Origin of the sequence: Flavobacterium segetis, from assembly GCF_900129575.1 — a bacterium.
Classification (GTDB): domain Bacteria; phylum Bacteroidota; class Bacteroidia; order Flavobacteriales; family Flavobacteriaceae; genus Flavobacterium; species Flavobacterium segetis.
The window spans coordinates 414,502-427,793 of the sequence record NZ_FQWE01000003.1; the positions used below are offsets into that span (position 1 = coordinate 414,502).

13 protein-coding genes are annotated in these 13,292 nt (G+C 32.7%); 7 read left to right on the forward strand and 6 right to left on the reverse strand.

From position 1 onward, the window contains the following. Positions 1-100: 100 nt before the first annotated feature. The 3 genes from BUA99_RS06120 to BUA99_RS06130 are packed head-to-tail and all read left to right on the forward strand — an operon-like array spanning position 101 to position 3,653. Positions 101-2,143, forward strand: coding sequence for a LysM peptidoglycan-binding domain-containing protein (locus BUA99_RS06120; protein WP_072989579.1), 2,043 nt, complete (start codon positions 101-103; stop codon positions 2,141-2,143). A gap of 46 nt (positions 2,144-2,189) precedes the next feature. Beyond that, on the forward strand, positions 2,190-3,167 hold the full coding sequence (locus tag BUA99_RS06125; RefSeq protein ID WP_072989581.1) for a DUF4837 family protein: 978 nt from the start codon (positions 2,190-2,192) through the stop codon (positions 3,165-3,167). A gap of 39 nt (positions 3,168-3,206) precedes the next feature. Beyond that, positions 3,207-3,653 (forward strand): GNAT family N-acetyltransferase, encoded by a 447-nt coding sequence (locus tag BUA99_RS06130; protein WP_072989584.1) that lies wholly within the window; start codon positions 3,207-3,209, stop codon positions 3,651-3,653. 155 nt (positions 3,654-3,808) lie between these two features. Here the strand turns inward: BUA99_RS06130 and BUA99_RS06135 are convergent, their stop codons facing one another. Beyond that, positions 3,809-5,449: a S41 family peptidase gene (locus BUA99_RS06135; RefSeq protein WP_072989586.1), complete on the reverse strand. Its 1,641-nt coding sequence runs from the start codon at positions 5,447-5,449 to the stop codon at positions 3,809-3,811. Between the two features lie 99 nt (positions 5,450-5,548). Next, positions 5,549-5,962 carry a ribonuclease P protein component gene (locus BUA99_RS06140; RefSeq protein ID WP_072989588.1) on the reverse strand — a complete coding sequence of 138 codons (414 nt, stop codon included), beginning with the start codon at positions 5,960-5,962 and terminating at the stop codon, positions 5,549-5,551. A gap of 124 nt (positions 5,963-6,086) precedes the next feature. Here BUA99_RS06140 and BUA99_RS06145 point away from each other — a divergent pair, with 124 nt between their 5' ends. The 4 genes from BUA99_RS06145 (at position 6,087) to BUA99_RS06160 (ending at position 9,668) form a co-directional block, all read left to right on the forward strand. Further along, complete coding sequence (locus BUA99_RS06145; protein ID WP_072989591.1) at positions 6,087-6,821, forward strand: lysophospholipid acyltransferase family protein; 735 nt, start codon at positions 6,087-6,089, stop codon at positions 6,819-6,821. Positions 6,822-6,831: 10 nt separating this feature from the next. Continuing rightward, entirely contained in the window at positions 6,832-7,821 is a 990-nt protein-coding gene (locus BUA99_RS06150) for an acyl-ACP desaturase (protein ID WP_072989594.1), read from the forward strand. A gap of 83 nt (positions 7,822-7,904) precedes the next feature. Then, positions 7,905-8,558 (forward strand): HD domain-containing protein, encoded by a 654-nt coding sequence (locus BUA99_RS06155; RefSeq protein WP_072989596.1) that lies wholly within the window; start codon positions 7,905-7,907, stop codon positions 8,556-8,558. A 798-nt stretch (positions 8,559-9,356) separates the two neighbouring features. Beyond that, complete coding sequence (locus BUA99_RS06160; RefSeq protein WP_072989599.1) at positions 9,357-9,668, forward strand: GIY-YIG nuclease family protein; 312 nt, start codon at positions 9,357-9,359, stop codon at positions 9,666-9,668. Between the two features lie 229 nt (positions 9,669-9,897). Here the strand turns inward: BUA99_RS06160 and BUA99_RS06165 are convergent, their stop codons facing one another. The 4 genes from BUA99_RS06165 to BUA99_RS06180 form a co-directional block, all read right to left on the reverse strand. Beyond that, positions 9,898-10,302: a hypothetical protein gene (locus BUA99_RS06165; RefSeq protein ID WP_072989601.1), complete on the reverse strand. Its 405-nt coding sequence runs from the start codon at positions 10,300-10,302 to the stop codon at positions 9,898-9,900. An 88-nt stretch (positions 10,303-10,390) separates the two neighbouring features. Then, the gene (locus tag BUA99_RS06170) at positions 10,391-11,173 is read right to left on the reverse strand and encodes an enoyl-CoA hydratase/isomerase family protein (protein WP_072989604.1); all 783 of its coding nucleotides are present in this window, start codon (positions 11,171-11,173) and stop codon (positions 10,391-10,393) included. A 10-nt stretch (positions 11,174-11,183) separates the two neighbouring features. Next, complete coding sequence (locus BUA99_RS06175; protein ID WP_072989606.1) at positions 11,184-12,656, reverse strand: sensor histidine kinase; 1,473 nt, start codon at positions 12,654-12,656, stop codon at positions 11,184-11,186. A 76-nt stretch (positions 12,657-12,732) separates the two neighbouring features. Continuing rightward, on the reverse strand, positions 12,733-13,290 hold the full coding sequence (locus BUA99_RS06180) for a CopD family protein (protein WP_072989609.1): 558 nt from the start codon (positions 13,288-13,290) through the stop codon (positions 12,733-12,735). Between the last annotated feature and the right edge of the window lie 2 nt (positions 13,291-13,292).

Below are 13,292 nucleotides of genomic sequence, written 5' to 3' on the forward strand. Positions count from 1 at the left end.
ACAAATGAGCATTTCCTAGATTTGGTCTTAACACCAATGACGATATAGGCGTTCTTCCCGATTGCGATCGAGAACATTAAAAAATAAATAGTATCTATCTATGAACATAAAAAACACCACTTTATCTTTTTTTCTATTAGCGTCTCTATCTATAGGCGCACAAAATAGTATTGAAAGTAAAATTTCTAACAAACTTGAAATCAAAATATCTTATTTAGATTCTGTTAAAAAAACATTCGTAAATAATGCGCTAGCATCTCGAGTAGATAGTTTATGGATGAATGAACTAACTAGTTTAGATTTGTACAATACAATTACTGCAGATATCGAAAATGTTAATATTGATGAAAAAGTAGATTTTGAATTGCCAACTGCCCTTTTAAAAGAAAGATTAGCAGCAATGGATGCAAAATCACCATTTAATATTGAGTATAATCAAGGACTTGAAAATATTATTAAATCGTTTTTGAAAAACAGGAAAAAATCATTTGAACGTTTAATGGGCGTTTCGGAATATTACTTTCCACTTTTTGAAGAAGCTTTGGCAAAGCAAAACGTTCCATTAGAAATTAAATATTTAGCGGTTGTCGAATCAGCATTAAATCCTAGAGCAGTTTCTAAAATGGGTGCAACTGGATTATGGCAATTTATGTTCCATACCGGAAAACAATATGGTTTAAAAATCGATTCTTATGTTGATGAACGCAGCGATCCACTAAAATCAAGTGAAGCAGCAACACAGTATATGACTAATATGTATAAAATGTTTGGCGATTGGGATTTGGTTTTAGCCTCCTATAATTCTGGTCCGGGAAATGTATCTAAAGCTATTAGACGATCTGGTGGGCAAAAGAACTATTGGAACATTCGAAAAAATTTACCAAAAGAAACACAAGGTTACGTTCCTGCTTTTTTAGCAACAATGTACATTTATGAATACCATAAAGAACATGGAATTGTTCCTCAAAGAGCTGTGGTAAAACATTTTGCTACTGATACCATCATGATCAAACAGCAAATGTCATTTAAGCAAATAAGTGATTTGCTAGACGTTCCAGTAGCGCAGTTGCAGCTGTTAAATCCTTCTTATAAATTAAATGTAGTTCCGTTTTATAATGATGAACCTCATTTTTTAAGATTACCACAAGACAAAGCAGCTATTTTTGCCTCAAATGAAAGTCAAATTTATGCGTACACAGAGTACGAATTAAATCAGCGAGAAAAGCCTTTTGAGTCTGCTAGAGCGATAGCCGCAAAAGATACAGCAAGTTTTTCATTGCAAAATAACAAATCTTCAAAAACCAGTTACTACAAAGTGCGCAAAGGTGATAATCTATCAGCAATCGCGGCTAAATATGATGTTACTACCGCTCAAATTAAAAAATGGAATGCTATAAAAGGAAGTGCTATAGCATACGGTAAAACACTTAAAATTGTTCAAGATGAAAACACCGATAAATTAAGTAAGGTACCGCAAAACGACATCGTCCTCACAGATAACAAAATAAAAAGTCAAGTCACTGTCGCAAGAACATTAAAGGAAGAAGGGCTTATAACTAAAGCAAACATAGTAAGTACAGAATCTGAATCTACTTATATTGTTCAAAAAGGAGATAATCTTGGTTCTATAGCTAAGAAATATAATGTGACAGTTGCTGATCTTCAAAAATGGAATACACTTTCAACTAATATGGTTCAAAGTGGAGCTTCATTAGCAGTTTCAAATGATGAGATAGCGGAAAAAGAGGAATTACCATCAAATCCTGAGCGTAAAAACATAGAATACATTGTACAAAAAGGTGATAATTTAGGAAACATTGCGTCAAAGTTTGGAACGACTTTAACGGATTTGAAATTGTGGAATAAATTAGCCGATAATAATTTATCAATAGGTAAAAATTTAATTGTTGCTAAAGGTGAAATTGCAATAGTGACAGATAAAGCCACTGTTAATACTTTTAAAACTAAATCAAGTATTGCAGGAACTTCTAGTAAAATGGCTGAATATTACGTAAAAAAAGGAGATTCACTGTTCAGTATAGCTAAAAAATATCCAGGGGTAACTATTTCCGATTTAAAAAAATGGAACGATATTCGCAGTGAAGATATTAAACCCGGAATGAAACTAAAAATTAACGGATAATAAAGTAAACTTCTTTAAATTTGGGTTTTGTTTTAAATAAAAAGCAATGAATAAAACCCACTATTTACTATTTTTTGTTTCCTTATTATTTTTCTCTTGTAAAAATAGTGATCATCACTCGCCTCGTAAAACTAGTGGTAAAATTAATGCAATCTCTGTTATTATTGATGATCAGTTGTGGAATGGCGATATAGGCGATAGCATTCGCAATAAGTTTGCTTCACCAGTAATTGGTTTACCACAAGAGGAACCGTTATTTAATATTAATCAATATCCTGCTAAACTTCTGGAGGGTTTTATGACTGATACACGATCCATAATCGTAGTAAAAAAAGCGACTGAAAATAAATTTGAAATACACAAAGATCAGTATGCAGCGCCTCAAAATGTATTTCATATTTCTGGCAAAACTGCTGCAGACATAATTAAAAGTATTGAAAAGAATTATCCTAAAATGATTCAGATCATTAAAGAAGCTGAGATTGCCGAAGCGCAACGAATAAATGCGCAATCTTTAATAGATCCTAAAATAATCTTTAATAAATTTAGAACCACAATAGAAATTCCTACTGGATATGCGTACGTACTTCAAAAAAGTAATTTCACTTGGCTCAAAAAAGAAATTATAGGAGGTAACACTAGTTTATTAATTTACCAAGTTCCTTTAAAAACAATAAACAATAAAGGCGATTTAATAAGTTGCATTGTAAAAATGCGGGATTCTATAGGGAAGTTATACATTAGTGGTAAAGACTTTAATACTTACATGTTAACAGAGGAGGCTTACGCTCCCTATCTTTCAAAAAGTAATCATAACGGTAAAGAAACATATGAAACGAAAGGAACATGGCAATTAAATAATGATTTCATGTCAGGACCGTTCATCAACTATTCGATTGTTGATCCAGATAATGACCGCATATTAGTCTTGGAAGGATTTTGTTATGCCCCATCAAAAGATAAGAGGGATTTGATGCACGAATTAGAGTCCATCATAAAATCAGCGGTGATTCCTAAAAAGTAATCTTAATTGCTTTAATTTGCACTCAAAAAATAATAATTGATGGCTATACATTGGAAAATTAAATCATTTGATTCCCTTACTGTGCATGAACTTTACGATCTACTGCAATTAAGAAGTGAAATTTTTGTGGTAGAGCAAAACTGCGTTTACCTTGATCTTGACGGAAAGGATAAAGTGGCTTTACACCTCATAGGTGAATTCGAAAATAAAATAGTAGCTCACGCACGACTTTTTAAAGCGGGAATTAGTTTTGATAATGCCTCCATTGGTCGCGTGACCGTTTCTGCCGCTTATCGAGATCGAAAATGGGGACATGAATTAATGCAGCAAGCTATTGCAGGAATTCAACTTAATTTTGGCGAAAGCAAAATTACAATTGGAGCCCAATTATACCTTAAAAATTTTTATGAAAGTCACGGATTTATACAAACAAGTGAAATGTATCTAGAAGATGACATTCCTCATATCGAGATGGTTAGAGAATGATTATTTATTACTCCTAATTTGAGCAAGTTTAGATGCATAATTTCTTTAGTCCTATCAATCACTTTCTTGAATTATCGCTTAGCGATAAACAAAGTTGAAATTATTTATGCCTTCACAAAATGACAGGATTAGGATTATGCAAATTGTACTTTTTATCAAATTTTTAAAATCGCATTGTACGCTGCATTATTGTTAAGTATGGTGGTTGCTTTTTTAATTTCAGCATTGTTTTGAATATAATACAGGTATAATCCCTCTTGATATTGATACCTTTTAATGATTTCATCTACCAGTATATTTTTAATTTCCTTTTGGTTTTTATCAAGTAAAGTGTTTTCACTTTTTTGAAGTGCCGTTAATAATTGCTGATATTCTGCCTGAATGGATTCGTCTAATTTTTCTTTTTTGGCCACAGCCAAAGTGTTTTTTAAAGCTAGTTCCGTTTCCGTATCGAAGGAGAATTTTTGAACTTTTAAATACTGTTTAAAATCTAAATAATCAGCATCAGAAATTACTGGAATTGTATTGCCTAAATTCGGGTTTTTATAATAATATGACGTAACATAATTAAAGATCCCGTCATTACGAAGTAAAGCTTTTGTTATAGGGCTAGATTTAGTTTCTTCCATTTCCACATCAGGCTGGATTCCTCCGCCGTCATAAACGGTTCTCCCTTTTCTAGTCTTAAAGGCATTGTAATTCTTTTCGTCTGTTTTAATTGCTTTTCCGTTTTGATCTTTTTTCGAATAATCTAATGCTTGAATGCAACGTCCAGAAGGAGTATAATATCTTGAAATAGTTACTTTTAATTGTGTTCCATATGTCAGGTCAACAGGTCGCTGCACTAATCCTTTACCAAAACTTCTACTTCCTACAACAACTGCACGATCTAAATCCTGCAAAGCTCCTGCAACAATTTCTGATGCTGATGCACTTCTTTCATTGACAATAACAATCAATGGAATTTGAGTATCAACAGGATCTTTTGTAGTTCTATAAGTGCTATTATGTTTTTCAATTTTAGATTTTGTTGTAACGATGGTTTCGTTTTTTGCAACAAATAAGTTGCAAATATTTACCGCTTCGTTCAAAAGTCCGCCTGGGTTATCTCTAACATCTAAAACAATTCGTTCAGCACCTTCTCTTTTAAGTTGTTCAAGGGCATCTTTAGTTTCTTGTGATGCTTTTTTAGTAAAACGTGCTAAAACAATATATCCTGTTTTATCATCAATTTTAGCAAAAAAGGGAACCGCCTTGATTTCTACTTCATCAAGGATAATTTGTGTCGTATTTATTTTTGCTTGTCGCAAATATTTTATATCAATTTTAGTGTTTTTAGCTCCTTTAAAAAGTTGTGTTGCTTCCTCTTTATAATCAGATAATTGAATATCTCCTATTTGTGTAATTTCGTCGCCAGGTTTTAATCCAGCTTTATCCGCAGGAAAACCTTTATAAACTTCCTTAACAACTAGTTGGTCTTGCTTCCGAGTCAGAATCGCTCCAATACCTGTATACTCGCCCGTATTGTTGATTTTAAAACGCAATACATCTTGCTCATTAAAATATACAGTGTAAGGATCTAAACTAGCGAGCATGCCCTTTATCGCTTTATCCATTAAATCGCCAGGATTTGTCTCATCAACATAATTCCTGTTAAGTTCTTTAAAAAGTGTGGTAAAGATTTCGATTTGCTTAGCAATTTCGAAAAAATCATCTTTAAAACTAGTGCCTACAAATAGAAAAGCCGACGCGATGATAGGTATAAGAATTTTTTTTTGGGGGAGGAATTTTTTCATTTTTAGTACTAAGAATTTAAAACACTAAAAATAGTTAAAATAAATAACTATTTAAAATGATATATAAAGCAAATGTTTATGCTTGATAATTAATTTAAGCTAGTCTTTTTCTAATGCGGGCTTAATATCAAGATCATTTTTTTTACAGTTTTGTTGAATAAACTTCTCAAACAATTGAATAGTCTTAAGATTTATTTCCTCGTAACTCAAGCGCTCTTTAGTTTGATAAAAAAACATAAACGAATAGGGTTGATCTAAATTATCAATTAGCAAATGTTTATTTAATCGATAGGTTTCGCGCAGTACGCGTTTAAAGTAATTTCTATCTACGGCTTTTTTAAAATTCTTTTTTGAAACAGAAACTCCCATTTTGATTTTTTCACCTTCACCAAAAGATTCAGATTTGTAAACGAGTCGCAACGGAAATTTAGAAACTGATTTTCCCTCAGTAAATAATAATCCTATCGTTATTTTACTTTTTAGCTTTTCGTTTTTTGGATACTTAAAATTCATTGTGATGTGGAAAAATCGTAAATTATAAAATGCAAACTTACGATTTAACGTTGAGCCATGATATCGATTTAGTTTTTTATACCACTAAAAATATATTTATTACTTTTGCACGAAATTATTAAGCATGCAAAAACTGATTTCATATCCCATTTCCGTAATTTATTATTTGTGTTTCGGACTTACATTAGTGATTTTTCATCCTATTCAGTGGGTTTGTTTCAACGTTTTTGGTTACCAGGCCCATAAAAAAAGTGTGGATTATTTGAATTTCTTCTTAGTTAGATGCACTAATCTTTTAGGCACCACTTATAAATTTGAAAACTTAGATGCCATCCCTAAAAACGCGCCATTAATATTTGTTTCAAATCATCAAAGTATGTATGATATTATTGCAATGATCTGGTTTTTTCGCCGTTTTCATTGTAAATTTGTAAGTAAGAAAGAATTAGGGAGCGGTATTCCAAGTGTATCTTATAACTTAAGACACGGTGGTTCAATTCTAATTGACAGGAAAGATCCTAAACAAGCTATTCCAGCAATCAAGGGACTCGGAGAATATATTGAAAAATACAATCGATCAGCGGTTATTTTTCCAGAGGGAACTAGAAGTAAAACGGGTACGCCTAAAGTGTTTTCTCAAACAGGATTAAAAATTTTATGTAAAAATGCACCTTCAGCTTATGTGGTTCCAATTAGCATAAACAATTCTTGGAAAATAGTTAAATACGGTTTTTTCCCTTTAGGTTTAGGAAATCGGCTTACCTTTGTAGTCCATGAGCCTTTAGCGGTCAAAGATTATGATTTTGCTGACTTAATGTTAAAAACAGAAACAGCAGTAGTTCAAGGAATTAAAATTTAAATTATATATAATGTCAATAAAAAATATACGATTAGAAGTAATGCAGTTTTTGGAAAAAAACGTAGATAGCTTTGTGGATCAGTATCTAATTCCAGTTGAAAAAATTTGGCAACCAACAGATTTCTTGCCAGATTCTCAAAGTGATACTTTTTTTGATGAGGTTAAGGAATTACGTGAAATTGCAAAAGAATTACCATACGATTTCTGGGTAACCCTAGTTGGTGATACTATTACTGAGGAAGCGTTACCTACTTACGAATCATGGTTAATGGATGTAGAGGGAATAGATAACGTAGAGCGAAACGGGTGGTCTAAATGGATTAGGCAGTGGACTGGTGAGGAAAATCGTCACGGCGATTTGCTTAACAAGTACTTGTATTTATCAGGACGTGTAAATATGCGTGAGGTAGAAATGACTACGCAACACCTTATAAGCGACGGTTTTGATATTGGAACCGGAAGAGATCCTTACAAGAATTTTGTTTATACAAGTTTCCAAGAATTAGCAACTTATGTATCTCACAACAGAGTAGCGCAGATGGCTAAGAAGTATGGAGATAATAAATTATCGAAGATGTGTAAAATGATTGCTGGCGATGAAATGCGTCATCATCATGCGTACAGCGAGTTTGTAACACGTATATTTCAAATCGATCCAAGTGAAATGATGTTAGCTTTTCAGTATATGATGAAAGCTAAAATCGTTATGCCTGCACATTTCCTGAGAGAGTCAGGCGAAAAAATTAGTACCGCATTTGAGCAGTTTTCTGATTCAGCACAGCGTATAGGTGTCTACACAGCTGCTGATTATGTAGATATCATGCAAAAGTTAATTACAAAGTGGGAAATTGATAAAATTGTTGGATTAACTGATGAAGCTGAAAAAGCACGCGATTACTTAATGAAATTGCCTGCTAGAATGGCAAAGGTTTCTGAGCGATTAGTAATTCCTCAAGAATCCCATATTTTTAAATGGGTAGAACCCGCTTTAGTGAGGTAAAAGAAAGTTTTAAGCAATAACAAAATGTTGAATTTTGAAGTAATAACTTTGAGATTCAACATTTTTTTTAAATTCAAATTTAAATGATTCAACCCGATTTAATAAGTAAGACCATTTCTTTTGTAAAAACGAAATTAGAAAATGCTGAAGGCGGTCACGACTGGTTTCATATAGAAAGGGTCTATAGAAATGCAATTTTAATTTCTAAAGATGAAGTGTGCGATACAACAATTGTGCAACTGGGAGCATTACTACACGACATTGCTGATAGTAAATTTCATGATGGAGATGAAGCTATTGGACCAAAAATTGCTCGTGAATTTCTCTTAGCAGAAAAAGTAAATGAAGAAATTATAAACCAGGTTATCAAAATTATTGAAAACATCTCGTACAAAGGTGGAAATTTTGATAAGCAATTCACATCCATAGAACTAGATATTGTTCAAGATGCAGATCGCTTAGATGCCATAGGAGCCATTGGGATTGCTAGAATGTTTAATTATGGCGGCTTTAAAAACAGATTGATTTACGACCCACAAATTGCCCCAAATTTAAAGATGACTAAAGAAGAATATAAAACGAATAGCTCTCCAACAATTAACCATTTCTATGAAAAGTTGTTTTTGCTAAAAGATAAAATGAATACTGAAACTGGTAAAGAAATTGCAAAAAAACGCCACCGTTATATGGAAGGATTTTTGTCACAGTTTTACGCAGAGTGGGAAGGCGAGAAATAGTATTTGTTTGTCACGCTGGAGCCGTGTCACCATTTACTATTAAAGCAATCAGTTTTTGCAGGGATTCCTCTGGAGTGACAATGTAGATTGTAACACTTCATTTCCCCAGTTTAATTTTGTCACGCTGGAAGCGTCTCATTCTTGCTAATAAAGTAAAATCATGTTATTGCAGGGATTCCTGCGGAATGACAATGTAGATTGTAACACTTCATTTCCCCCAGTTTAGTTTGTCACGCTGGAAGCGTCTCATTCTTGCTACAAAAGTAAAATCATGTTATTGCAGGGATTCCTGCGGGATGACAATGTTATTGAATTGTAACACTTTATTTTTACCAGTCTAATTTGTCACGCTGGAAGCGTCTCATTCTTGCTAATAAAGTAAAATCATGTTATTGCAGGTATTCCACCGGGATGACAATGTTATTGGATTGTAACACTTCATTTTTACCAGTCTAATTTGTCACGCTGGAAGCGTCTCACCATTTATTATTAAAGCAATCAGTTATTGCAGGAATTCCTCCGGAATGATAATGTAGATTGTAACACTTCATTTTTACCAGTCTAATTTGTCACGCTGGAAGCGTCTCATTCTTGCTAATAAAGTAAAATCATGTTATTGCAGGAATTCCTTCGGAATGACAATGTTATTGGATTGTAACACTTCATTTTTACCAGTCCAATTTGTCACGCTGGAAGCGTCTCATTCTTGCTATTACACCAAAATTATTTTATAAGAATCATATTAGTTTAATTTTTTTTAAGCGATGAACAATTATTTATTAGATTTATAGTAAAAAGATGATTGAGTATACTGAGGGAATCTATAATTTTTACGTTTATATCCTTACAAATAAGAACAAAACGGTTTTATACACTGGAGTAACCAATAATTTGAAACGCAGGCTTAATGAGCATAAAAATCACATTAATGCCAAAAGTTTTACAGCTCGATATAACGTGGAGTTTTTAATCTATTATGAACATTTTGGTTGGATTCAACTTGCTATAGCAAGAGAGAAGGAAATCAAAGATTGGCGTAGAGAACTTAAATTAAATTTGATAACAGCTTTTAACCCAGAAATGATATTTTTAAATTCTCATTTTGAGTAGGGATTCCTTCGGAATGACAAATAAAATAGATAGTTTAGTAGTAAATTAGTCTATTTAGTTTGCTACTTGGGAAGTGTTTCACTACTTGATATTAAGTCAAAATTATGATATTGCATGGATTCCTCCGGAATATAAAGTAACTTCTTATTCAGCATTTTTAAAATTTAAGAATAATCCTTTTTAGTCCGAAAAACAGAAAACAGAAAACAGAAAACAGAAAACAGAAAACTTAAATTTTAATCCCTTTTTCTTTCATTTCAATTATGACATCAGAAGCATTTTTAAATGTCGGGGCCTTTTCAACAATACTTCCCACTCTTTTTTTGTTGAGTTTAAAGGTAATATCTTTTTCTGTGGTGAATAATAATGCCGTTAAAAACGGATTATTCATGTAAGGAGCCAATACCATAAAAGCTTCATCGAGTGTGTGAGTTGATTCTATTTCTTCTGTTTTGTACTTTGCGGTGAGGGAAAGTGCAAATACATCATTGTCTAATAAAACGGGACGTACATAAATATTTTTTAAATCAGTATCACCAATAGTTTTAGCTAATGTTAGTTTAGCATACGTTTTATCGGCTATACTTTCTTTTACTTTTTCCAAAAATTGAGCGAATATAGGTTGGTAGGACATGAGTTTTTATTTATAATCTAAAATTTTTCGAAAGGATTGCAAAATTAGCACTTGTTGTTTGAAATATTTGTTTTTACTTAAAAATTATTTACTTCCCAGTAAATACTGCTTTTCTTTTCTCTAAGAATGCTGTAGTTCCTTCTTTGAAATCTTCCGTTCCAAAACAATCTCCAAAAGCTTTTATTTCTGTTTTAAATCCGTTTTTACCTTCTTTAAAGTTAGAATTGACAGATTTTATCGCTTTACTGATAGCGTAAGGTGAGTTTTTCTTTATTTTTTGTGCAATTCCATTACAAAATTCTAAAAGCTCTGCTTGTGGTACTAAGTGATTTACAAGTCCACTTCTGTGCGCATCATCTGCGGTTATCATTCCTGCTGTCATGATCATTTCCATGGCACGTCCTTTCCCAACTAATTGAGGTAAACGCTGTGTTCCTCCATAACCTGGAATGACACCGAGCGAGACTTCTGGTAATCCCATTTTTGCATTATCTGATGCTATTCTGAAATGGCAAGCCATTGCTAGCTCTAATCCGCCACCTAAAGCAAAACCATTTACGGCTGCAATTACAGGAGTTTTGAGATTTTCGATAAAGTCAAATAATTTTTCTTGTCCCTCTGCTGCTAATTGCGCTCCTTCTTTAACTGAAAAATGAGCAAACTCTGAGATATCAGCACCTGCAACAAATGCTTTTTCGCCACTTCCGGTAAGGATTATTACTTGAACTTCATTATTTTTATTGAGTGTTTTAAAGGCTTTATGAAGTTCGTTTATAGTTGCAACATTCAAAGCATTCAGCTTGCTTGGACGATTTATAGTGATGATAGCTATATTGTTGTCAACTGAAATTAAAATATTTTCGTAGTTCATAATGCTAAATTTAAATGTTAGTGATAGGAAGTGAAACCGTAAAGGTGGTGCCTATTCCAAGTTCAGTTTCAAAGGTAATAGTTCCTTTATAATTTTCGATGATGTTTTTTATAATTCCGAGTCCAAGTCCCATTCCACTAGTTTTAGTGGTGAATTTTGGTTCAAATATTCGCTCTGTATCCATTCGCTGAATACCTATTCCGTTATCAGTAACAGTAATGAGCACGTTGTTATTTTCTTTTTTAATTCTTACGATTACTGATTTATCCTCCTGTCGTTCAGGTATAGACTGAATTGCATTTTTAGCTAAATTGGTGATGATTCTTATCAATTGGGTTCTATCAATTATCGAAATTATCTCTGGTAATTCACTTTTACACTCCACATAGTCTTCATTAAAAATATCCATAGCAAGTTCCACAACTTCAACTACATTCAAGGTTTCATTTTGTTGTGCTGGCATTGATGCAAAATTAGAAAAAGCAGAAGCAACCGCGCTCATTGTATCAATTTGCTGAATTAAAGTTTCGGAGTAATCATTCATTTTTTGTTTTACATTTGGATCGTTTGGATCAAATTTTCGCTGAAAACTCTGGACTGTTAATCGCATTGGTGTCAGCGGATTTTTGATTTCATGCGCCACTTGCTTCGCCATTTCGCGCCAAGCCTCTTCTCGTTCGCTCTGTGCGAGTTTTAACGCACTTTTCTCTAATTCATCGACCATGGCATTGTAAGAGTTTATTAAAAGATTAATTTCCTTACTGCTGGCTTCTAATACAATTTTTTCGTTCTTTTGATTTAAACTTGTTTCGCTAAGCTTATCTGAAATAGTTTTTAATGATTTCGTAATGTAAGATGATAAAAAATAAGCTAATGCAAAAGCCATAATAAGCATAAATGAATACACTTGTCCTAATCTAATGAGAAAGCTTTTTAATTCATTTTCATAATATCCGTCATCTTCAACATAGGGTAGATTTAAAATCCCTAAAGGCTTGAATTTATCATCCTTAATTTGACTAAAAGCCGAGCGATTCTTTTTCCCATCAATTGTTTTGATATCTACGTAGCGTTTTTCGATAGAGGATCTTACCAATTTTAAAATATATTTTGGAATAGGTGGTGCAACTTTATCTACAGAAAATGATTCTTTAGATGACTTTAATAACTTTCCGTTTAAATTGTAAATATTTATTTCTACGTTGTGAATGTGCGCTAGTTCATGAATTTTATCCTTAAAAATAAGATCTAAGTTGTCAGAAGTGAGTGGATAGGTAGTTGTGGCAAGAATATAATTGATATGTTGTTTAACGGCATTTTCATTGCGTTCTAACCTTTCTTGGTGGTAAACTTTAGCTTCGTTTTTAAATTGAATTATTGATATTGAAGCCAATATTATAGAGGCCATCAATATCAATACAATCATGGATAGAAAAATCCTAATTCGTAATGAAAGCGTTGCTATTTTGAAGTTTTTGATCATATATTTTTCACAAAGACAGTAATCAAAAACGATGTTCGCAGCGATTTATAGTGTTCTTTGTGCTCTCCTTGCGAACTTAATGATTAGACTTTTTCTCTCTAATTTTCTTATAAAATTTAAACCCAAGCATTATTAAAATCGAAAATGCAAATATTCCTGCCACACCATATATCCAGTTTACCGCACTCTTTAAAATAACTAAAAACACTACTGCAAAAAGAATAATTGTAGCACCTTCATTCCATAATCGCATGAAATTTGTAGAATATTTTACTTGGTCATTTTGTAATTGATTGAAAATTTGCTGGCATTTCCCATGATATAAATAGAGCGCAAATACAAAGCCAAGTTTAACATGCATCCATGGCATTTGTAACCAGGCTTGACCCAGATCAGTAAAAAACAACATCCAATAAGCAAAAATGCTCGCTAAAACTGCAGAAGGCCAAGTTATAATGTACCACAAGCGATACGTCATGATTTTATATTGTTTTTGTAAAATTTCTTTTTCTGGCGAAGGTTTGTCTGCTGCTTCAATTTGGTAAACAAATAATCGTACAATATAAAATAATCCTGCAAACCAAGTTATTACAAAGATGAGGTGCAGGGACTTTAAGTAATTATAATATTCCATTT

Excerpts from the sequence above, each read along its gene's own strand:
- BUA99_RS06135 (WP_072989586.1), bottom strand. The coding sequence starts at position 5,449 with ATGAAAAAATTCCTCCCCCAAAAAAAAATTCTTATACCTATCATCGCG.
- BUA99_RS06145 (WP_072989591.1), top strand. The coding sequence starts at position 6,087 with ATGCAAAAACTGATTTCATATCCCATTTCCGTAATTTATTATTTGTGT.
- BUA99_RS06150 (WP_072989594.1), top strand. The coding sequence starts at position 6,832 with ATGTCAATAAAAAATATACGATTAGAAGTAATGCAGTTTTTGGAAAAA.
- BUA99_RS06165 (WP_072989601.1), bottom strand. The coding sequence starts at position 10,302 with ATGTCCTACCAACCTATATTCGCTCAATTTTTGGAAAAAGTAAAAGAA.
- BUA99_RS06155 (WP_072989596.1), top strand. The coding sequence starts at position 7,905 with ATGATTCAACCCGATTTAATAAGTAAGACCATTTCTTTTGTAAAAACG.
- BUA99_RS06125 (WP_072989581.1), top strand. The coding sequence starts at position 2,190 with ATGAATAAAACCCACTATTTACTATTTTTTGTTTCCTTATTATTTTTC.
- BUA99_RS06180 (WP_072989609.1), bottom strand. The coding sequence starts at position 13,290 with ATGGAATATTATAATTACTTAAAGTCCCTGCACCTCATCTTTGTAATA.
- BUA99_RS06160 (WP_072989599.1), top strand. The coding sequence starts at position 9,357 with ATGATTGAGTATACTGAGGGAATCTATAATTTTTACGTTTATATCCTT.
- BUA99_RS06170 (WP_072989604.1), bottom strand. The coding sequence starts at position 11,173 with ATGAACTACGAAAATATTTTAATTTCAGTTGACAACAATATAGCTATC.
- BUA99_RS06130 (WP_072989584.1), top strand. The coding sequence starts at position 3,207 with ATGGCTATACATTGGAAAATTAAATCATTTGATTCCCTTACTGTGCAT.
- BUA99_RS06120 (WP_072989579.1), top strand. The coding sequence starts at position 101 with ATGAACATAAAAAACACCACTTTATCTTTTTTTCTATTAGCGTCTCTA.
- BUA99_RS06140 (WP_072989588.1), bottom strand. The coding sequence starts at position 5,962 with ATGAATTTTAAGTATCCAAAAAACGAAAAGCTAAAAAGTAAAATAACG.
- BUA99_RS06175 (WP_072989606.1), bottom strand. The coding sequence starts at position 12,656 with ATGATCAAAAACTTCAAAATAGCAACGCTTTCATTACGAATTAGGATT.